General features: G+C 72.2%; 20 protein-coding genes and 1 pseudogene. 9 read left to right on the top strand and 12 right to left on the bottom strand.

Annotated features, from left to right (window positions below; genetic code table 11):
• The first annotated feature begins 50 nt into the window (after positions 1–50).
• The 3 genes from QC385_RS09720 to QC385_RS09710 all read left to right on the top strand — a co-directional run bounded on the left by QC385_RS09720 (position 51) and on the right by QC385_RS09710 (position 4,262).
• On the top strand, positions 51–1,211 hold the full coding sequence (locus QC385_RS09720; RefSeq protein WP_279540852.1) for a DUF6777 domain-containing protein: 1,161 nt from the start codon (positions 51–53) through the stop codon (positions 1,209–1,211).
• A gap of 77 nt (positions 1,212–1,288) precedes the next feature.
• Positions 1,289–3,376 (top strand): SpoIIE family protein phosphatase, encoded by a 2,088-nt coding sequence (locus QC385_RS09715; RefSeq protein ID WP_279540851.1) that lies wholly within the window; start codon positions 1,289–1,291, stop codon positions 3,374–3,376.
• Positions 3,377–3,398: 22 nt separating this feature from the next.
• Entirely contained in the window at positions 3,399–4,262 is an 864-nt protein-coding gene (locus tag QC385_RS09710; RefSeq protein ID WP_279540850.1) for an Fpg/Nei family DNA glycosylase, read from the top strand.
• 58 nt (positions 4,263–4,320) lie between these two features.
• Here the strand turns inward: QC385_RS09710 and QC385_RS43980 are convergent.
• A pseudogene (locus tag QC385_RS43980) lies at positions 4,321–4,914 on the bottom strand (winged helix-turn-helix transcriptional regulator); the annotation flags it as partial.
• A gap of 5 nt (positions 4,915–4,919) precedes the next feature.
• On the opposite strand from QC385_RS43980, the gene QC385_RS09695 reads away from it, so the two are divergent.
• Positions 4,920–5,057 (top strand): hypothetical protein, encoded by a 138-nt coding sequence (locus tag QC385_RS09695; protein WP_279540848.1) that lies wholly within the window; start codon positions 4,920–4,922, stop codon positions 5,055–5,057.
• A gap of 43 nt (positions 5,058–5,100) precedes the next feature.
• Here the strand turns inward: QC385_RS09695 and QC385_RS09690 are convergent, their stop codons facing one another.
• The 4 genes from QC385_RS09690 to QC385_RS09675 form a co-directional block, all read right to left on the bottom strand.
• Positions 5,101–6,282, bottom strand: coding sequence for a PP2C family protein-serine/threonine phosphatase (locus QC385_RS09690; RefSeq protein ID WP_279540847.1), 1,182 nt, complete (start codon positions 6,280–6,282; stop codon positions 5,101–5,103).
• Between the two features lie 129 nt (positions 6,283–6,411).
• Positions 6,412–7,065, bottom strand: coding sequence for a zf-HC2 domain-containing protein (locus QC385_RS09685; protein ID WP_279540846.1), 654 nt, complete (start codon positions 7,063–7,065; stop codon positions 6,412–6,414).
• A gap of 151 nt (positions 7,066–7,216) precedes the next feature.
• On the bottom strand, positions 7,217–7,729 hold the full coding sequence (locus QC385_RS09680) for a hypothetical protein (RefSeq protein WP_279540845.1): 513 nt from the start codon (positions 7,727–7,729) through the stop codon (positions 7,217–7,219).
• Positions 7,730–7,880: 151 nt separating this feature from the next.
• Positions 7,881–8,426, bottom strand: coding sequence for a sigma-70 family RNA polymerase sigma factor (locus QC385_RS09675; protein ID WP_279540844.1), 546 nt, complete (start codon positions 8,424–8,426; stop codon positions 7,881–7,883).
• 222 nt (positions 8,427–8,648) lie between these two features.
• On the opposite strand from QC385_RS09675, the gene QC385_RS09670 reads away from it, so the two are divergent.
• The gene (locus tag QC385_RS09670; RefSeq protein ID WP_279540843.1) at positions 8,649–9,803 is read left to right on the top strand and encodes a CapA family protein; all 1,155 of its coding nucleotides are present in this window, start codon (positions 8,649–8,651) and stop codon (positions 9,801–9,803) included.
• Between the two features lie 18 nt (positions 9,804–9,821).
• Here the strand turns inward: QC385_RS09670 and QC385_RS09665 are convergent, their stop codons facing one another.
• The 3 genes from QC385_RS09665 to QC385_RS09655 form a co-directional block, all read right to left on the bottom strand.
• On the bottom strand, positions 9,822–11,234 hold the full coding sequence (locus QC385_RS09665; protein WP_279540842.1) for an amino acid permease: 1,413 nt from the start codon (positions 11,232–11,234) through the stop codon (positions 9,822–9,824).
• A gap of 97 nt (positions 11,235–11,331) precedes the next feature.
• On the bottom strand, positions 11,332–11,769 hold the full coding sequence (locus QC385_RS09660) for a pyridoxamine 5'-phosphate oxidase family protein (protein WP_279540841.1): 438 nt from the start codon (positions 11,767–11,769) through the stop codon (positions 11,332–11,334).
• 260 nt (positions 11,770–12,029) lie between these two features.
• The gene (locus QC385_RS09655) at positions 12,030–12,491 is read right to left on the bottom strand and encodes a universal stress protein (RefSeq protein WP_279540840.1); all 462 of its coding nucleotides are present in this window, start codon (positions 12,489–12,491) and stop codon (positions 12,030–12,032) included.
• A gap of 330 nt (positions 12,492–12,821) precedes the next feature.
• On the opposite strand from QC385_RS09655, the gene QC385_RS09650 reads away from it, so the two are divergent.
• Positions 12,822–13,655, top strand: a complete 834-nt coding sequence (locus QC385_RS09650; protein ID WP_279540839.1) for a polysaccharide deacetylase family protein — start codon at positions 12,822–12,824, stop codon at positions 13,653–13,655.
• Positions 13,656–13,694: 39 nt separating this feature from the next.
• Here QC385_RS09650 and QC385_RS09645 read toward each other — a convergent pair whose 3' ends face one another.
• Positions 13,695–14,363, bottom strand: coding sequence for a class F sortase (locus QC385_RS09645; protein WP_279540838.1), 669 nt, complete (start codon positions 14,361–14,363; stop codon positions 13,695–13,697).
• 360 nt (positions 14,364–14,723) lie between these two features.
• Between QC385_RS09645 and QC385_RS09640 the strand changes: the two genes are divergently transcribed.
• A complete protein-coding gene (locus QC385_RS09640) occupies positions 14,724–15,212 on the top strand; it encodes a hypothetical protein (protein ID WP_279540837.1) in 489 nt (162 codons plus the stop codon).
• Positions 15,213–15,322: 110 nt separating this feature from the next.
• Here the strand turns inward: QC385_RS09640 and QC385_RS09635 are convergent, their stop codons facing one another.
• The 3 genes from QC385_RS09635 to QC385_RS09625 form a co-directional block, all read right to left on the bottom strand.
• A complete protein-coding gene (locus tag QC385_RS09635; RefSeq protein ID WP_279540836.1) occupies positions 15,323–15,874 on the bottom strand; it encodes a hypothetical protein in 552 nt (183 codons plus the stop codon).
• A 222-nt stretch (positions 15,875–16,096) separates the two neighbouring features.
• Complete coding sequence (locus QC385_RS09630) at positions 16,097–16,861, bottom strand: bestrophin-like domain (RefSeq protein WP_279540835.1); 765 nt, start codon at positions 16,859–16,861, stop codon at positions 16,097–16,099.
• A gap of 24 nt (positions 16,862–16,885) precedes the next feature.
• Positions 16,886–17,014, bottom strand: coding sequence for a hypothetical protein (locus QC385_RS09625; RefSeq protein ID WP_268250142.1), 129 nt, complete (start codon positions 17,012–17,014; stop codon positions 16,886–16,888).
• A 151-nt stretch (positions 17,015–17,165) separates the two neighbouring features.
• Between QC385_RS09625 and QC385_RS09620 the strand changes: the two genes are divergently transcribed.
• Positions 17,166–17,474, top strand: coding sequence for a hypothetical protein (locus QC385_RS09620; protein WP_279540834.1), 309 nt, complete (start codon positions 17,166–17,168; stop codon positions 17,472–17,474).
• Between the two features lie 293 nt (positions 17,475–17,767).
• A complete protein-coding gene (locus tag QC385_RS09615; RefSeq protein WP_279540833.1) occupies positions 17,768–18,760 on the top strand; it encodes an SCO0930 family lipoprotein in 993 nt (330 codons plus the stop codon).
• The last annotated feature ends 220 nt before the right edge of the window (positions 18,761–18,980 follow it).

Raw genomic sequence — 18,980 nt, 5'->3', positions numbered from 1 at the left:
ACAATAGTGATCAATTACCTCATGGGTGACAAAGTGGGCTGGAGGGTGAGGTGCGGACACCTACCGGGGCCTTCGTCATGGCCTGCGCGCTCTTCACGGCGCTCCTCCTCTCGGGCTGTGGCGGCGCCGGCGGCGGCGACGGCGAGGGCGACGCCGGGGGCGCCGGCGGGGCACTCTTCCTCCAGCCGGCCGCGGCCCGGGGGCCGGACCCCTTCACGGACTCCACGGCCACCACGACGGCTACCCCGTCCCCCATCCCCCGAACGCCGGAGACGGCCGGCCCGGGCGACGCGGCCCCGGTCTCCGCCTCCTTGAGCGGCCTGCGCTCGCTTTCCGGCGGCACACCCGGCCTGTACGGCGGCACCGAGCGGACCGGCAGCTGCGACGTCGCCCGGCAGATCGGCCACCTCACCCGCGACCGGGCCAGGACACGCGCCTTCGCCCGGGTCGCGGGCGTCTCCCCGGCGTCCGTCCCCGAACACCTGCGCGGACTGACCCCGGTCGTGCTGCGCGCCGACACCCGCGTCACGGGCCACGGCTTCCGGGCCGGCCGGGCCGCCGGCTACCAGGCCGTCCTCCAGGCGGGCACCGCCGTCCTGGTCGACGACCGGGGCGTGCCGCGCGTCCGGTGCGCCTGCGGCAACCCGCTCAACCCGCCGATGGCGCTGCGCGGCACGCCGGCCGTCGAGGGCACACCGTGGCCCGGCTACCGGCCCGGCCAGGTCGTCGTCGTGAAGCCCGCGCCGCAGGCGATCACCGAATTCACGATCGTCGACGTCACCACCCGCACCTGGATCGAACGGCGCACCGGCCACGACGTACGCCGCGACCGGGCCCTGCCGCCACCGGCCTGGGCGACGAACTCCCCGGCGCCGACGCCGGAGCCGTCCGAGCCACCGCCCCCTGTGCGGCGCGAACCCCTCACCCCGCGCGAGGCCGGCGTCTCCGCGGACCCGGACAGCGCGTCCCCGTGGGACGTCAGCTTCCCGAGTGACATCGGCCCCCCGGTCGCCGACTCGGATCCACCACCGCCCGACGAGCCCGGCCCGCTGCCCGGCGAACCGTCCCCCGAGGACCCCGGCGGCCTCGACGAGGTCGGCCCCGCCGCCGTGCCGGACAGCCCCGATCCGCCCGATGGAGCCGGGCTGATTCCCGACGATCCGGCCGACGACAGCATCCTCGGCAGCCCCACGGACGTCTTCGGTAACTGAGGGCCGGTTGGGCGGAGCGGCCCGTAAACTCAGCACATCCGGTCGAAGAATCGGACGAATCCTGGCAAGGTGGGCCCATGGTTGATCGGGGAGCGAGCGCCCTGTCCCTCCCGGACGACTGGCCCGACCACCCGGACCCGATCCTCGCGCTCAATCGGATGGGCAGCTTCGACTGGGATCTGGACACCGGCCTGATGCAGATGGACGCCCGGGCCCACGAGGTCTTCGACGTGCGCCCCGACGAGTACGACGACCGTCCCGAGACCCTCTCCAAGCGCGTTCCGCCCGGCGAGGCCCGGCGCCTGGACACCGCGGTCACCCAGGCCCTCAAGGACGGCAGCGAGAACTACGGCGCCTACTTCCGCGTCCGCCGCCGCGACGGCTCCATGCGCTGGACCCACACCCAGGGCTACATCCGGCGCGACGACACCGGACGGCCCCGCCGCATCATCGGCATCGTCCGGGACGCCACCCAGGAACTCGCCGAGAGCGAGGCCCGCAGCGACCAGGCCGCCCAGGACGAGGCCCGCCGGCAGCAGACCAGCGTCGTCGAACTCACCACGGCCGCCCTCGCCCACGCCCGCACCGTCCAGGACGTCATCGACGTCCTCAAGGACACCCACGGCCTCACGCACCTGGGCGCCACCAGCCTCGTGATGGGCCTGGTCGAGGCCGGCCGCATCCGTCTGGTCGCCGAGGGCCCCTCGGACAGCTTCGTGCCCGGCACCCGCATCACCCGGATCGACGAGCCCTACCCGATGAGCGAGGCCGTGCGGACCCTCGCCCCCTGCTTCATCGAGTCGCCGGAGGAGTTCGCCGAGCGCTACCCGATCCTCTGGCCGCACATCACCGGCCTGAACATCACTTCGGCGGCCTATCTGCCGCTCATCGTCCAGGCGCAACCGATCGGCGCGATGGGCCTGCTCTACAGCGACCGGCACGGCTTCACCCCCGAGGAGCGCAACATCCTCGTCGCCCTCGGCAGCAGCATCGCGCAGAGTCTCCAGCGGGCCATGTTCTACGAGCAGGAGATGGACCTCGCGCAGGGCCTCCAGCAGGCCATGCTGCCCCGGACCATCCCGAGCGTGCCCGGGGCCGACATCGCCGTCCGCTACCGCGCGGCCACCATCGGCGGCTCCCTCGGCCGTGACATCGGCGGCGACTGGTACGACCTGATCCCGCTGCCCGGCGGCCGGGTCGGTGCCGTCATCGGCGACGTCCAGGGCCACGACACCCACGCGGCCGCCGTCATGGGCCAGTTGCGCATCGTCCTGCGCGCCTACGCCGCCGAGGGGCACACCCCGGCCACCGTGATGGCCCGTGCCTCCGTCTTCCTGCACGAACTCGACACCGACCGCTCCGCGACCTGCCTGTACGCCGAGGCCGACCTGTCCACCGGCGTGCTCCAGGTGGTCCGGGCCGGCCACATCGATCCGCTCGTGCGGCAGACCGACGGCTCCTGCCGCCGCGTCACCGTCCCGGGCGGTCTGCCGCTCGGCCTGTCCGCCGAGTTCGGCCGCCTCGACTACCCGGTCGGCACCGTGGAACTGGACCCGGGCGAGACCCTGCTGCTGTGCACCGACGGGCTGGTGGAGCAGCCCGGCGCCGACCTCGACGACGGTATGCGCACCCTGACCGCGCTCGTCGCCACCGGACCCGACGACGTACGGGACCTCGCCGACCGGCTCATCGACGTGGCCGCCGAACGCGGCGGCGACGACGACGTGGCGCTGCTCCTGTTGCGCCGGCGAGGGCCGGACGGCCCGCAGTCCGGCCGCCGGCTCCAGTGGCTCGTCGCCCCCGGCGATCCGGCGGCCCTGGCCGAGGCCCGGCACACGATCCGCACCGCGGTCGGCGTCTGGGGAGCCGCGGACCGCGCCGACGAGATCGAACTGGTCGCCGACGAGCTGATCACCAACGCCCTGATGCACACCGAGGGCTCCGCGATCGTCACCCTGCGGGCCCTCACCGGGTCCGAACGCCGGCTGCGCGTCGAGGTCGAGGACTCCTCCAGCGCCCTGCCGCGCCGCCGCGAGGCGGGTGAGTCGGGCGTCTCCGGCAGGGGCCTGCTGCTGGTCGAGCTGCTCACCGACGTGTGGGGCGTGGAGGCGCGCGGCGGCGGCAAGGCCGTGTGGTGCGAGTTCGTGGTGCCCGACCCGCAATGACCTCTCGTGGCACTCTGGACCTATGCCGGAACTCCCCGAGGTCGAGGCGCTCAAGGACTTCCTCACCGAGCACCTCGTCGGCCACGAGATCGTACGGGTGCTGCCCGTCGCGATCAGCGTCCTGAAGACGTACGACCCGCCCCTGTCCGCGCTGGAGGGCCACGAGGTCGCCGCCGTACGCCGGTACGGCAAGTTCCTCGACATCAAGGCCGCGGACGGCCCGCACTTCGTGACGCACCTGGCCCGCGCCGGCTGGCTGCACTGGAAGGACCGCCTCCCCGACGGCCCGCCCCGCCCCGGCAAGGGCCCCCTCGCCCTGCGCGTGGCCCTGGAGACCGGCGCCGGCTTCGACCTGACCGAGGCCGGCACCCAGAAGCGGCTCGCGGTGTACGTCGTGGCGGACCCGCAGGAGGTCCAGGGCATCGCCCGGCTCGGCCCGGACCCGCTGGCCGACGACTTCGACGAGCGGCGCTTCACGGAACTCCTGGCCGGTGAACGGCGGCAGCTCAAGGGCGCGTTGCGCGATCAGAGCCTGATCGCCGGCGTGGGCAACGCCTACAGCGACGAGATCCTGCACGCGGCGAAGATGTCGCCCTTCAAGCTCGCCGCGTCCCTGAGCGAGGAGGAGACCGGGCGGCTGTACGCGGCCCTGCGCGACACCCTCACCGAGGCGGTCGAACGCTCCCGGGGCGTGGCGGCCGGCCGGCTGAAGGCCGAGAAGAAGAGCGGCCTGCGCGTGCACGGCCGCGCGGGCGAGCCCTGCCCGGTGTGCGGCGACACCGTCCGCGAGGTGTCCTTCAGCGACTCCTCGCTCCAGTACTGCCCGACCTGCCAGACCGGCGGCAAGCCGCTGGCGGACCGCAGGATGTCCCGGCTGCTGAAGTGAGCCGCCGCGGAGAACGGCCTTCTGGATCCATCGCGCCGGCCGGCGCCGTCGGACCCGGCTACAGAAGCGCCGGCGCGTGGAATTCGCCGAGACCGGAGGTTCCGTCCCGGTCCAGCCAGTAGCGGCGGGGTTCGGCCAGCATGACGCCGACGCTGACGGCGAGGATGCCGGGGATCCCGGACAGTTCGTCGTCGACGAAGCGCGCCAGGGCGGAGCGGTCGGTGACCAGGCCGGTGGCGAGGACGGACATGTCGCTGGCCACGTGGACGGCGAGCCGGGTCTGGGAGAGCCGGTCGATACGGTGCATGACGTCGGGGGTTTCGCCGGGGGCCACGCGCAGACGGAGCATGAAGGGGGTCTGGAAGCCGAGCCACTCCGACACGATCTCCAGACGCGGCTTGACCCACCCCTCGTCCAGGACCCGGCGGACGACGCGGTGTGCGGTGGAGGTGGCCAGACCGGCGGCTCGGGCGATGCTCGCGGCGGATGCGCGGCCGTCCTGGATCAGCTGGGCGACGACCGTGCGTTCGGCCTCGCTGAGCGGTTTCGCGGGGGGTGTCGCCGTCGCGGTGCCCTCGGGGCGGGCCCCGGTGAGCTCGAGCAGGCCGGCGCGTTCGGCCTCGGTGAGGAACCGGGGATCCCAGGTGATGCCATGGCATGGGCGCGGTCGGCGACGGTGCCCACGCGCGGGGCGAGTTCATCTACCCCGACACCGTGCCCGCCCAGACCGCCCTGGTCGCGGGGCTGCTGGGACGACTGGCACAACCGTTGCGGGCCGGAGCGACGGCGTCCTGACACGGCACACCGAGCGCGCCGGTCGTGGGCCCCGGCGTCGCCCTCAAGGGGCCGGGCGCGACCACTCGAACATGAGGATGGTCGCGTCGTCCCGCAGCCGGCTGGTGGACGAGTCGAGGATGGAGTGGATGAGGCGCCGTAGCGTCTCGGGCGCCAGCTCGCCGGCGGCCGTCGCCCGGATGATGTAGTCGGCGAACTGCTCCAGCCCGAACTCCGCGCCGTCGGAACCCCTGGCCTCGGTGACCCCGTCGGTGTACATCAGCACCCGGTCGCCGGGCTTGAGCGCGATCTCGTGCGTCTGCCGCTGCCGCCCGGCGAGCAGCGAGGGCAGCCCCATCGGCGGATCCGGGTCGCGCCGCATGGCGTCGACGAGCAGCCGCTGGTCGCGGATGAGCAGCGGGGTGGGATGCCCGCAGTTGCTCCATCGCAGCATCCCGGAGGCCAGGTCAAGCTGGGCCAGCACGCCCGTGCAGAACTGGTCGGGCAGCCAGTGCGCCAGCGCGTCGTCGACGCACTCCACGAGCTCGGGCAGGTCCGCCCCGGTCCGCCGGGCGTTGCGGCACGCGGCCAGTGACACGGCCGTGGTGAGTCCGGAGGCCAGGTCGTGTCCCATGGCGTCCAGGACCGTGGCGTGCAGGGTGGTGTCCGTGAGGGAGTGGTCGAAGGCGTCGCCGCCGATCTCGTAGGCAGGCTCCAGCACGGCAGTGGACACGACGTGCCGGGTGCCGATGGTGCGGGGCGGCAGGAAGGCCCGCAGCATCTCGGCGGGCAGGCGCATCGGGTTCGCGCGCGTACGCCGGACGAAGGAGTCCTGGTACGCCCGGGTTGACGTGATCATCATGGAGAGGAGCGTGGCGAGGGCCCTGCCGCGGCGCAGGACGGCCGGCGTCAGCGAGGGCGCGTGCACGGCGAGGACGCCGAGGCGTTCCGCTCCGTCCAGGAGGGGGATCCAGGCCGTCATGCCGCCCGACTCGGACTCCTCCACGCGCAGGGACTGGGTGCGGTAGGTCCAGCCCGCGAGCGAGTCGTCGACGGGCAGGGGCGGGGTGACGTCGGTGAGCGGGACGAGCCGGCGCTGCTGGATGTCGGCGAGGTAGACCACGGAGTGCTGGAGCCCCAGGGCCTTGGTGCAGCGGGCCGCCGCGGTGGTCAGGTCCAGCGCCGCGTTCTCCGGGTCGGCGAGGAACTCCTCCAGGCGACCGTCGCCGGTCTCTGCCGTCGTCACCTCGTCTCCCCTCGCCGGGACCGCGGGCGCCCGGGACCTCCCGGGCGCGTCGTCCAGCAGTCTCACACCGGGGCGCGCGGGGTGCCCGGCGACAGGGGCGGACGGAGGACAGCCCTTCCGCGGGCCGGGTTATTGCGGCTGGAGTCTCACCAGGACCTCGCCGGCCGCCGAGCGGACCTCGTAGCGGGCGGTCTCGCCGGGATGCATGGAAGAGCTGGCCATCATCGTGCTGGGGTGGGTGTCGTGGCCGGGCCCGTGCCAGCTGGTCGCGGTCTCCTCCGTGCCGTCACGGCCGACGATGACCAGATGGCAGGGCCGGGGACCGGCCGCGTCCTTCACCTTCAGTTCGACCTGGCTGCCCGAGGCCTTGTCCTCGACGGTGACCTGGGCCCAGACACCCGACCGCGCGTCGGTCGCCGCGATCCGCACCGGCTCCTCGGCGCCGCCCCGCGCCATCATCGCGACGCCGGGCACCGACACGGCGATCACCACCGACGCGGCCAGGCCGAACAGCATGCGCCGGCGTCCGGCCCGGCGCCGCGTCGCCACCTCGGCCAGCAGCCGGTCCAGCATGCGCGGCCCGGGCTGCGCCATCGGGTGCACGAACCGTGGCGTCGCCCGCCGGTACAGCATCAACTGCCGTGTCGTCGCGCCGAATTCCGTCACCTCTGCGGCGCACCGAGGGCACTCCATGAGGTGGTCCTCGAAGCGGAAGGCCTCCGCCTCGTCCAGCACGCCGAGCGCGTAGGCGCCGACGTCGCGATGCCTTTCCAGGGACCTCATGCCGAATCCTCGTGCCGTTGGGTGCGGGTGGGGTTACTCCTTGCTCCCACCGGTACGGACCAGGCCGCTGAATCACTCAAGCCAGTGACACAATCGCAACCAAAGGATTCGGAGCGCTCCGGCCCGCGGATTGGTCCGGGGCCGCGGAAATCTAGAAAAGATGGATGGCGAGGTGCCCCAGGGGCAGTCCGAGCTGCCAGGCGGGCGTCCAGACCTTCGGCCCCTCGTCCTCCCCGACCACCGGAGCGCCGCCCGGCACCGCGTTCAGGTCGGGCGCGAGCAGCTCCGTCTCCTGGAGCCAGCGCCAGGCGTCCTCCGCCAGGTCCAGATCCGGCGCGGGCCCGCCCGACTCCGCGGCCCCGGCGGCGAGCTCGGCCAGCCGCTCGCGCACCCACTCCTGCCACGGCTGGTCGTACGCCGTCAGGGACAGCCACGTCTCCAGCTGCGTGATGACCCTGATGCCGGACAGCTCTCCCTCGGTGTCGGAGAGGAAGATGGTCAGCGCCAGGGCGTCCCGCCCCGCGCGGAACTCGAAGGACGTCGGCGGCATCAGATCGCCGGTCCGCAGCAGCTCGTCGGCGATGTACTCGGCGTACAACCACGCCATGGGGACGGTCAGTTCACCGTCGGAGCCGTCCGTGCCCTCTTCGCTTCTGTGCAGCATCCCTTCCTGCCTTCCTCCGGTACGTGCGCGTCGCCCGACACCGGGCCCCGGGGCGCTGACGGCCCCATCCGGAACACGGATGGGAACAGCCGATTACTCAACCGGGGTCCGCAGCAAGGCGCTTTACGGAGGTTTGACTCAGCCATGGGTTTCAGCGCAGGTCGGTGGCGTATCCCGGAAGCACCCGGCGCAGGGCGCGCAGCGCGTAGTACGCGCGGGACTTCACGGTACCGGGCGGGATGCCGAGGGCCGCCGCTGCTTCCGCCACACTCGCCCCCTGGAAGTACACGAGCACCAGGACTTCACGGTGCTCCGGAGTGAGTGTCTTCACAGCCTGGCGGACGTCGAGCATCGCCGCGGCCCGCTCGGCGTGGTCGGAGATGACCCGCGCGTTCTCCAGCACCGCGTCGCCGACCTCGGCCGGACGGGCCTGCCGGGCCCGCCGGGCGTCGATCGCGAGTCGCCGCGCGACGGTCATCAGCCAGGGCCGTACGGACTCGAAGTCGTCGGCGCGCAGCGCCTCGGGGTGCTGCCAGGCACGCACCAGCGTCTCCTGGACCAGGTCCTCCGCGCGCTGCCGGTCGCCGTCGCAGAGCCGGAGCAGGAGCGCGAAGAGGGGCCGGCCGTGCTCCCGCTGCAGTGCGGCGAGCTCGTGCTCGGCGGTCGTTCCGTCGGTGAGAGTGGATCCGGCCGTCATGGCCGTATGCCACCGCAGGGCCCAGCCGGGGGACAGGGCACGTATCCGCCTGTGCGGCGGACGGTCGATCGCGTCGACGAACGGTTCGACGAACGGTCACGGCCGCCCGCCGGGCGCGCGCCGGACGGGCTAATGAGCGTGTCGGAGCCGCGTGGGGCGCGGTGAGCCTTCTTTCCTGTTTGTGCGTAAATACGACCACAACGCCCACAGTGGGGTGCATGCATGATCGCACGCAGTCGACAGGTGGCCCTGGCCCTGACCGTCGCCCTCGCCGCGGGTGCCGCCTGCCAGGCCCGCAGCCACGAACCGACCGGCCCCGGACGCCCGGCGCCTTCCGCGGTGGGACCCCGCGGCTTCACACTCGTCGCCTCCGGCGACGTCCTCCCGCACAGCACGATCATCGACCGGGCCCGCTTCGACGCCGGCGGCACCGGCTACGACTTCCGGCCGATGCTCGCGGGGATCCGCTCCGTCGTCTCCCGCGCCGACGTGGCCCTGTGCCACATGGAGACCGTGTACGGCGCGGACGGCGACTACACCGGCTACCCCGCCTTCAAGTCCCCGCCCGAGGTCGCCCGGGCCCTCGCCGTCACCGGCTACGACGGCTGCTCCACGGCCTCCAACCACACCCTCGACGACGGCGCCGACGGCATCCGCCGCACCCTCGACGCCCTCGACCGTGCGGGCGTACGGCACGCCGGCTCGGCACGCGCCGAGGAGGAGGCCCGCGCGGTGACGATCCTCCAGGCCGGCCCGGCCAGGGTCGCGCACCTCGCCTACACCTACGGCACCAACGGCATCCCGCTCCCGGACGGACAGCCCTGGGCCGTGAACCTCATCGACGAGGCCAGGATCCTCGCGGACGCCCGGGCCGCACGCCGGGCCGGCGCCGACGTGGTCGTGGTCTCCACACACTGGGGCACCGAGTGGCAGGACGCCCCCGACGAACAGCAACTGACCCTGGCCCGGCGCCTCACCGCCGCACGAAGCGGGTCACGCCCCGACATCGACCTCGTCCTCGGCACCCACGCACACGTCCCGCAGGCCTACGAGAAGGTCAACGGCACCTGGGTGATCTACGGCATGGGCGACCAGATCGCCGGCGAGATGACCAACCACCAGGGCGCCCGGGACCCGCGCGGCAACCAGTCCACCCTCGGCCGCTTCACCTTCGCCCCGCCCGCACGGCCGGGCGGCCGCTGGGAGGTGACGAAGGCCGAGTTCGTCCCGCAGCTGTTCGACGTCGACGCCGGCCGGGTCGTCAACCTCAACCGGGCGATCGCCCAGGGCGCCGGCGTCCAGGCAGTCCGCGACCGCATCCGCGACGTCGTGCTCAGCCGGGGCGCGGCCGAGGACGGCCTGGTGATGGGGGAGTAGACCCGGGCAGCCGGCCGGTCAGCGCCGCGCCAGCTCCGAGCGCCGGTAGGAGTAGGCGAAGTAGACCACGAGCCCCAGCGCGAACCAGACGGCGAACCGCGCCCAGGTCTGCCACTGGAGGAAGGTGATCAGCCAGATCGAGAAGACGATGCCCACCGCCGGCACGACCGGCATCCACGGCGTACGGAACGTGCGCGGCAGGTCCGGCTGCCGGTAGCGCAGCACGATCACCGCCGCGCACACCACCACGAACGCCAGCAGGATGCCGATGTTGGTCAGCTCGGCCGCCTCGCCGATCGGCAGGAACCCGGCGATGGCGGCCGACGCGAACCCCACGATCCAGGTGACACGCGTGGGCACGTGGCGCGTCGGGTGCGTCTTCGCGAACCACCTGGGCAGCAGCCCGTCACGGGACATGGAGAACCACACCCGGGTCACGCCCAGCATGAAGGTGAACATCACCGTGAGGATGCCGATGATCGCGCCCACCGCGATGACGTCCGCCAGCCCGCTCAGCCCCACCGACTTGAACGCCGTCGAGAAGCCGCTCTCCTTGTCGATGTCCTTGTAGTCCTGCATGCCCGTCAGAACCAGGCAGGCCGCCACGTACAGGACCATCGAGACGACGAGCGAGTAGATGATCGCCTTCGGCATGTGGCGCTGCGCGTCCTTGGACTCCTCGGCCGCCGTCGACATCGCGTCGTAGCCGAACACCGCGAAGAACACCGTCGCCGCGCCCGTGAACGCCCCGCCGACCCCGTACGGGAAGAACGGGTTGTAGTTCGCCGTGTCGATGTGGAACACGCCGACCCCGATCACCAGCAGCACGACCAGGACCTTCAGCACCACCACGACCGTCTCGAACCGGGCCGCGTTCTTGATGCCGAGGGTGAGCAGATACGCGATCAGCAGGCACAACAGCGCCGCGAACAGGTCGACCTTGTGTCCCTCACCGGTGCCGGGGGCGCCCAGCATCCAGTTCGGCAGGTCGGCGCCCATCTCGCCGACCAGGAAGCTGAAGTAGCCGGAGATGCCGATGGCGACCACCGCCACGATCGCCGTGTACTCCAGCAACAGGTCCCAGCCGATGAACCAGCCCGCGAGCTCGCCGAGCACCGCGTAGCCGTAGGTGTAGGCGGAACCGGCCCTCGGGATGAGCCCGGCGAACTCGGCGTAGGACAGGGCCGCCGCGGCACTCGCGACGCCCGCGATGAGGAAGGAGACGAGCACGGCCGGACCCGCCGTGCCGTTGGCCACGGTTCCCGCGAGGGTGAAGATGCCCGCGCCGATGATGCCGCCCACGCCGATGGCGGTCAGCTGCCACAGCCCCAGGGACCGTTCCAGCTGGGTGCCCTTGCCGACTTCCGTCTCCTCGATCTCCTCGATGGGTTTGCGTCGGAGAATCCCCTGACCCATCCGGAGCCCGGCCATGCGCCTCACCTCTTCGCGATCGGCAAACGGCTGATGGCGGATCATGATGGCCCAGGCGTCCCCGCGGCGGAAGACGCCGCGCAATGTTCCGGGCGGCTCAGGGGGCCACGGAGTAGCTCAGGTCGTGCGCGACGAGGGACACGGGCTTCAGACGCAGCCACACCGTTCCCCGCTGCGCGGGATCGTCGTACAGGTAGTGCACGAAGCGGTCGTCCCACCGCTCCTCGTCCGCGCCCAAATAGCGGACGAGCTTGCGCCGTCCCCGCTCGACGTCGAACGGCCAGAGCTCGGCCCGGCCCCGCGCGATCACCTGCCGGACCAGCCCGGTCGTCAGGTCGCACTCGTCCACCACCAGCGCGACCGCGGGATCGGCCCGCACCCGGTCGAAGAGGCGGGCCCAGGGCCCGGTCAGCACCCAGAAGGCGCCCTCCTCCCACAGGAACCAGACGGGCCGGACCGTCGGCCCGCCGGTGGCGAGGCGCGCGGTGAGCGGCTCACGCAGAAACGCGTCGACGTCGAAGGCGGCAGAAGTCACCGCAGCATCCTCCGGCCCACATGAACCTCTTGTACACCGACCAGAGACCTAGGGCCTGTCGTTTGGATCACGCCGCAGGCGCGGGGACTGGCACGCGCATCTGCCGCGTTGTCGTCGGTTGCCGACGCTCCGCGTCGACGCCCTCCTCCGCCTTGCAGCTGCACGCACCAGACCCCGCTCACCGGCACTGAACAGCACCGTCGATTTCCTGCGGCCTGATCCAAACGACAGACCCTAGGTCCCGGCCAGCCGGCACAGGCCTACGGCACCACCGTCACCGGCCAGCGACCCGCCTTCACCAGCCGCACCGCCACCGAGCCGACGATCCGGTGGCCCGCCTGCTCGGACGCGCCCACGACCACCGCGTCCGCCCTGAGTTCGTCCGCCGCCTTCACCAGGCCGTTGTACGGGTCCCCGCGGAACGTGTGGAACTCCCAGCGGACCTCGAATATCCCCTTGAGCCGCTCGGCCGCGTCCCGGATCTGCGCCACCAGGTCCTCGGCGATCTCGTCGGTCGTCCCGGCCACCGGCGCGCCGAGCGCCGCGCCCGCCGCCAGTACCGGCTGCACGTACACCACGGCGAGCAGCGCGTGCTGGCGACGGGCCAGGCCGGCGGCGTAGGCCGCGGCGCGCAGGGACGAGTCGGAGCCGTCCACCCCGGCCACGATCACCTTCGGCCCGTCCGTGCCCCGTTCGAACTGATGGGAGTGCTGTTCCGTCACGCTGCGAGGCTATCGAAGGCCCCACCGCCCCACTGTGCTCCGCGCACGTTGCGGGTCAGAGGAAGAGGGCACTCGAAGGGCGGACAGCGGCCCGCCGCGACGGAGGGGCCGCCGTCGTTGGCGGCGCTCGGCCTCGCCGGAGGGGACGGGACCGGGCCCGCCGACCTCCTCCCCGGCCTGTCCGACCGGACAGGCCACCGCCCGGGAGACCCAGTTGGTCCCCCTGGTGCGCCGCCACTGACCCTTTTGCCTGGGCCGTTCGGGTGAATCCATGCCGCCGCACCGGTGTTGCTCAGGTGCGTCGGCCTTCCGCCGGGCGACTGATGAGTCATGAAGAAGGATCAGTTGCTCACCAGGCGCCGGCTGTTGATCGCGGGCACCGGCGCCGTGGGAGCGGCCGTCACGGCCGGTGTGCTCACGGCGGTCACCGGGGACGGCCCCGCCGGGTCCGTCCCGGCCTCGGGGCCCCACGCACGCCGCCCGCTCGGCTCCTCCGCGTACCGCCTCCAGCCCCTGACCGGATACGGCCCGCCGCAGGCCGCGCCCCGCCGGACCCTGGTACGCCGCGAGCCACTGCTGCGCGTCTCCGGCCGCGGCCGCACCATGGTGCTGACCTTCGACGACGGCCCCGACCCCCGCTACACCCCGGACATCCTCGACATCCTGGCCGAGTACGACGTACGCGCCATGTTCTTCGTGTGCGGGGAGATGGCCGCCGACAGCAGGGAGTTGCTGGCCCGGATGGCCGACGAGGGCCATGTCGTCGGGAACCACACCTGGTCCCACCCGCTGCTCACCCGCCTCACCCGCCGGCAGATCCGCTCCCAGATGGAGCGCACCTGCGACGTCATCGAGGAGGCCTACGGCGAGCGCCCCGAGTGGTTCCGCGCCCCCTACGGCGCCTGGAACCGCGCCGCCTTCCAACTCGGTGCAGAACTCGGCATGGAACCCCTCGCCTGGACGCTCGACACCCTCGACTGGACCTCCCCGGGCACCCGGTCCATCGTCAGGCGGGTGGAGAACGGCGCCGCCCCCGGCGTCGTGGTGCTCGCGCACGACGCCGGGGGCGACCGCTCGCAGAGCGTGCGGGCCCTGCGGCGCTATCTGCCCGAACTGCTGGACTCCGGCTACCACGTCACCGTGCCCCGGCGGCACTACGCGTGATACCCGCAGTCGGGCCTTCGCCCGCCGGGCCGGGGGCGCTCAGCGCACCTCGACCAGGCGGGCGAAGGCGACGACGTTGCCCTCGTAGCCGTTCTGCTGGGAGAAACCGCCGCCGCAGGTGATGACCCGCAGTTCCGCCGTGCCCTTGGAGGCGTAGACACGGTCGCCGGGGAAGTTGTCCTTCTCGAACACCTCGACGCCGTAGATCTCGAACACGACCGTCTTGCCGTCCTGGCGGGCGACCTCGACGCGGTTTCCCTTCTTCAGGGCCCCGAGCCCGTAGAACACGGCGGGGCCCTGCTGGTTGTCGACATGGCCGACGACGACCGCGGTGCCCTTCTCGCCGGGGGTGACGGCACCGGTGAACCAGCCGGCCAGGTTCGGGTCCTCCGGGGGCGGCGCGCCGACCCAGCCGTCCGCGTCCAGGCCCACGGGAATCATCGGCGCGTCGACCTGGATCGCCGGGATCCGGACCCGGTCCGGGAGGGCGTAGGGGAGGGGCTTGAGGGTCCCGGCGAAGGTGTCACCGGGCACGCGGCTGTCCGCCGCGGCCGCGGTCGCCGGCTGCGGCGGGCCCTCGTCGAATTCCCCCGAACCATTCCGGATGAGCGCGAGGCCGGTCAGCAGAACCAGCGCTATCACGCCCCACGGGGCGCGCTTCTTCCGCCGCGCCTCCTCTTCCGCCTCGGCCAGCTCGGACGCAGACATGGGCCATCCCCTCTCGACCCGGCCGTCGCCGTGTCTTTCGCGCATATCAGAACGCTAAGTCCCGCGCGCGCAACCGGCGACGGGGCAGGAGCGAACGGGTGGCGCACGGCGGTGCGGGCTGTCCGGGATGCCCCGCGGGCATGAGGTGCGCCATCCGAGTTGCCACCGCGAGGAATTTTCTGACGGTGCGTGACCTGCGGCGATGTCCCATTGCGCGGTTTTCCCGCGGTGCCTTCTCTCACCAGGACGGACCATTCCCGAAATGCGGGCCGGGACAGAGCAACTGACTGTCTTTCTGGGAGGCGCTTTCTCGCCGATCGACCGGGGACGGGTCCCGGGGCGTCTTCCGCGGAGGTTCACATGCGTAACACTCGTGCCCTGGCGGTCGCCGGCGCCGCGGTCGCCGCCCTCGGCCTCTCCGCCCCCGCGGCCGTCGCGTGGGACACACCCAGCAACATCGTCGCCCTGCCCAGCGTGATCGCCCGTGGCGGCCAGCTGACCATCACGGTCGACGGCTGCCGCCACGGTGGCACCGCGGCCTCCAACGCGTTCACCATGCCGGCGAGGCTCTCGCCCGTCTCCCACGCCAAGGAGACGGCGAGGGGCACCGCCACCATCAGGAACAACGCCAGCCCGGGACCGTACGACATCACGGTCACCTGCAACGGCAGGAGTCTGACCAAGCCCCAGGCCTTCACCGTCATCGGCGGTGTCCGCGGCGGTGTCGGCGGCAGCAGCACCACCGGTGCGACGCCGACCGACATGGCCATCGGCGGTGGGCTCGTGGCCGCCGCGCTCGTCGGCGGCGGGGTGTTCTGGATGCGCCGCCGCGCCGAGCGGCACGTCTGACGCCTCGTTTCCCGCTCCTTCGACGAGCCGCCTCGCACGTGAACGGTCTTCGCCCCGGATCCCTCGACGGATCCGGGGCGAAGACCTGTGCGTGCGGTGCGCCGGGTGGGTCAGCCGGCGTCCTCGTCGGTGCGGCGGCGTGCGAAGTGGTACGCCGTGCCCAGCGCGCCGGCGATGAGGGCGGCGCCGAGGCCGATCTCCTTGAGGTCGAAACCGGCGAGGGTGCCGCCCTCTCCCGCGTGCACGCCCTTCGACGGGTGACGGTGGTGGTCCCACGGGTGACGCGTGGGGTGGTGTGTGGGGTGATGCGTCGGACGGCCGTCGGCGATGGTCAGGCGTGCGGTGCCGCTCGACTCGTCACAGACGAACTCCACGTCGTACACGGCGCCTGGCTTGGCGTCCCAGTCGACGCTGGCCGTCGCCGACGACTTCCACGGCGGGATGGCGACCACGTCGAAGACCGGTGAGGAGACCGCCGCCTCCCCCTGGCAGGCCTCGTTGCGCACCACCCGCAGCGTGACCTGGCCGCCCGCCGCGACTGTGGAGGGCTCGACGCTGAAGCCGAAATCGGTCCCGATGGCCGCGTCGGCCGGTACGCAGGAGGTGAGGGCGCCGGCGCCCAGCAGTACGGCCGAGGCCGAGGCGACGCATATCGCGCGCATGGTGAATCCTCCGGTCCCCGAGGAGCAGCCGCGGACCTGTTCCGCTTACGTCACATATGCACCTCGATGCCCGACACGCTAAGAACGGGCGCACGGCGGCGCGATCGCAGTAGCGCGAATGGGGCACACGTGTGGGCCGCCCGGGGGAGCCCCGGTGACGCGGACGGGTGACGGCGACGGTGTGTCGCGCGCCCCCGGCCCCGTTCCGTGGTGCGGGTGCCGTCAGTCCCCGGCACCCGGGAAGAGGTTCAGGAACGGATCGGCCGACGCGGTCACGCCCCTGCTGAAGGGCGAGTCGAAGTCCCAGATCAGGAACAGCAGGAAGGCGATCAGCGCCGAGAACAGCCCGGCGAGGACCAGTTCGCGCGTCGTTCTGCGGATCTGGAGGGCGAAGATCATCCCGATGGTGACGACGGCTCCGGTGATCAGTCCGAACCACACCACGCCCGGCATGGTCTCCCCGGTCGACTCGGCCCGGGCGATCCGGGCCTGGCTGGCCGCGGTCACCTGGTCGAGGAGCGGCTGGTAGGCCTGGGCCTGGAAATCCGTCTCCGGCTCGTAGTCGGTGACGTCCTGGCGGACGCGCTCGAAGAGCTCACGGCCGCGCTCGGTGACCTGGCCCTCGTCGGCCATGGTGTCCCACTCGGTGGTGACGACGTGGCTCACATACGCGTGGATGTCGTCCCGGATGCGGTCGCGTACGTCGTCCGGGTAGACCCGTACCCGCTCCGAGATTTCGTGCAGTGCGGTGGCCTCCGCCTGGACGTGGTGCTGGGCGGCGCTGCGCCCTTCCCACACACCGGCGATCGCCAGACCCAGGACGATGGCGTACACCACGCCGATCCACATGGTCATGTACTCGATGACGTCCGGGGTCTCACTGGGGTCCTCGTCGTCGGACGCCGTGCGGTGGCGTACGAACGTGATGACGACCACCACGACACACGCGGCCAGCATCGCGAGGGTGAGAACAAGCCATTCCGGCAAGAGGTGCCTCCAGGGCTTCAGGGATCAGCGCGCGCGCAGCGCGGCGACGGCGACCACCGCGGGCACCGTGACGAGCAGGACGAAGGTGAGCGGCGACATGGTCCTGCTCGCCGGTCGTGGCCGCGGCGCGGCGCGGTACACCGGGTAGCGCACGGGTGTCGCGGACGGACGCGGGGTGGGCTTCGCCGACGGCTTCGGTGCCGGGGCGGGGGGCGGGGGAGGTACCGGCCTGGGGGCCGGCCGGGGCGGTGGCGCCGGGCGCGGCGCGGGCGGCGGAGGCGGAGGTGGCGGCTCCGGTCTGGCCGTGGGGGTCGGTTCCGGGGGCGGTGGTGAGGGCGGCGGTGGTGTCGGGTCCGGTGGCGGCGTCGGTCTCGGAGTCGGCTTCGGCGGCGGTGGTGCCGGCGTCGGGGTGGGCGTGGGGGTCGGTGTGGGTGTCGAGCACGGCGGCTTGGTCGGCCAGGTCCTGCTTCCGGCGATCGCCACCGCCTCCGTGCCGTCCGGCCCCGTAGAGGCGTACGCACAGGAGTCGGCCACCGCCGCTCCGGCCGGCGCGCCGACGAGCGCCCAGGTCAGCGTCGCCACCGCCAAGGCCTTTGCGGCGAGGGCGGATTGAGTCGATACGGGTCCATACACGACGAAGATCATGAGCCTTGCCTCGCCGGGACGCGCCGGAGTGCAAGGGGATTGCCCCGAAAGGGGGATATCCGGGTGACGCCGGTTTGATGGGCGGTCGCCCGTGAGGCGTGCGACGCGTACGTCTGTGCGGCGGCGAGCGGCGGCCGTCACGGGTTCCGGAAAAGAAATTTGGCCGGTCGTTGAACACAAACACGGCTCCGGTGCGTACTCATGACCGTGCGGCGGCGCAGCAGGGCGCTGCAACACCCTTGGGATTATGGGGAGTTGACGATGAAGACCTCCTGGCGGAGCGCCTCACTCGTGGCGAGCGCCGCGGCGGTCCTGGCGCTGACGACGGCGTGCGGTCAGGACAGCCCACCGGCGGCCAGCCAGAACGTGGGTGCCACGGCGGCACCCGGCGACTACGGAAGCATCGGCACCGGGAACGGAGTGGGCGGCACCGCGAGCGGCCAGCAGGCCTCGCCGAGCCCTTCCAGCCCGTCAAACCCCGCGGGCAAGCTGTCCGTCGCCACCGCCGAGGAGGTCGGCAAGGTGGTGACCGACAGCCTGGGCCTCACTCTGTACCGGTTCGACCAGGACACCGAGCAGCCGCCCAAGTCGAACTGCGACGGCGACTGCGCCAAGACCTGGCCGCCGGTGCCCGCGGACGACGCCGAGGCCGGCGAGGGCATCGACAAGTCGCTGCTCGGCTCGGTCACCCGGGCCGACGGCACCAAGCAGCTGACCGTCGGCGGCTGGCCCGCCTACCGCTACGCCAAGGACGTCAACGCCGGTGACGTCAAGGGCCAGGGTGTGGGCGGCAAGTGGTACGCGCTGGCCCCCGACGGCAAGAAGGCGCAGGGCGGCGAGGCCGGCGGCGGCGAGGAGGCAGGCGGTGAGGAGGCCGGGGCGCAGCCCGGGCTGTCCACCCGCAACGACCCCAAGCTCGGCGAGATCGTCGTCGACAAGAACGGCATGACCGTCTACCGCTTCAAGAAGGACGAGGCCTGGCCCAAGCCCGTCTCCAACTGCACCGGCGAGTGCCTGGAGAAGTGGCCGCTCGTGGAGCCCGTCGACTTCGCCGACACCAAGGGCATCCAGGAGAAGGGCTACATGATCTTCGACCGGACCGACGGCAAGGGCAAGCAGCAGACGATCAACTGCTCGCCGATCTACACCTTCGCCGGTGACAAGGCTCCTGGCGACACCAACGGCCAGGGCGTCGGCGGCACCTGGTACGCCGTGCGGCCCGACGGAAAGCTCGTCGGCGCGTCGGAGAAGTAGAGAAACCTCCCAGGGTCGATCATCTCGTCCACCCGACGGAGCCGACCCGGTCCGCCCCTCCGTGACTCACGGAGGGGCGGACCGTTTTGACGTGCTCGAACACTGTTCGGCACGTGTTCGAAGGGTGTGTGTGCGGGTATCAACTCGGCACGTGCCGCAGGCAGTGACCGGGAACGGATGGTCAATTTCCGTTTCGGCTCGCTCCATTGGCGGGCGATCA

Origin of the sequence: Streptomyces sp. DH10 (genome assembly GCF_029813805.1) — a bacterium.
Taxonomy (GTDB): Bacteria; Actinomycetota; Actinomycetes; order Streptomycetales; family Streptomycetaceae; genus Streptomyces; species Streptomyces coeruleofuscus.
This window is presented reverse-complemented; position numbering and strand designations above follow the sequence as displayed.

Bases quoted from the DNA above. Each gene is read 5' to 3' on its own strand.
- QC385_RS09715 (WP_279540851.1), top strand. From the start codon at position 1,289: ATGGTTGATCGGGGAGCGAGCGCCCTGTCCCTCCCGGACGACTGGCCC.
- QC385_RS09710 (WP_279540850.1), top strand. From the start codon at position 3,399: ATGCCGGAACTCCCCGAGGTCGAGGCGCTCAAGGACTTCCTCACCGAG.
- QC385_RS09695 (WP_279540848.1), top strand. From the start codon at position 4,920: ATGGGCGCGGTCGGCGACGGTGCCCACGCGCGGGGCGAGTTCATCTAC.
- QC385_RS09685 (WP_279540846.1), bottom strand. From the start codon at position 7,065: ATGAGGTCCCTGGAAAGGCATCGCGACGTCGGCGCCTACGCGCTCGGC.
- QC385_RS09680 (WP_279540845.1), bottom strand. From the start codon at position 7,729: ATGCTGCACAGAAGCGAAGAGGGCACGGACGGCTCCGACGGTGAACTG.
- QC385_RS09675 (WP_279540844.1), bottom strand. From the start codon at position 8,426: ATGACGGCCGGATCCACTCTCACCGACGGAACGACCGCCGAGCACGAG.
- QC385_RS09670 (WP_279540843.1), top strand. From the start codon at position 8,649: ATGATCGCACGCAGTCGACAGGTGGCCCTGGCCCTGACCGTCGCCCTC.
- QC385_RS09665 (WP_279540842.1), bottom strand. From the start codon at position 11,234: ATGGCCGGGCTCCGGATGGGTCAGGGGATTCTCCGACGCAAACCCATC.
- QC385_RS09650 (WP_279540839.1), top strand. From the start codon at position 12,822: ATGAAGAAGGATCAGTTGCTCACCAGGCGCCGGCTGTTGATCGCGGGC.
- QC385_RS09645 (WP_279540838.1), bottom strand. From the start codon at position 14,363: ATGTCTGCGTCCGAGCTGGCCGAGGCGGAAGAGGAGGCGCGGCGGAAG.
- QC385_RS09640 (WP_279540837.1), top strand. From the start codon at position 14,724: ATGCGTAACACTCGTGCCCTGGCGGTCGCCGGCGCCGCGGTCGCCGCC.
- QC385_RS09635 (WP_279540836.1), bottom strand. From the start codon at position 15,874: ATGCGCGCGATATGCGTCGCCTCGGCCTCGGCCGTACTGCTGGGCGCC.
- QC385_RS09615 (WP_279540833.1), top strand. From the start codon at position 17,768: ATGAAGACCTCCTGGCGGAGCGCCTCACTCGTGGCGAGCGCCGCGGCG.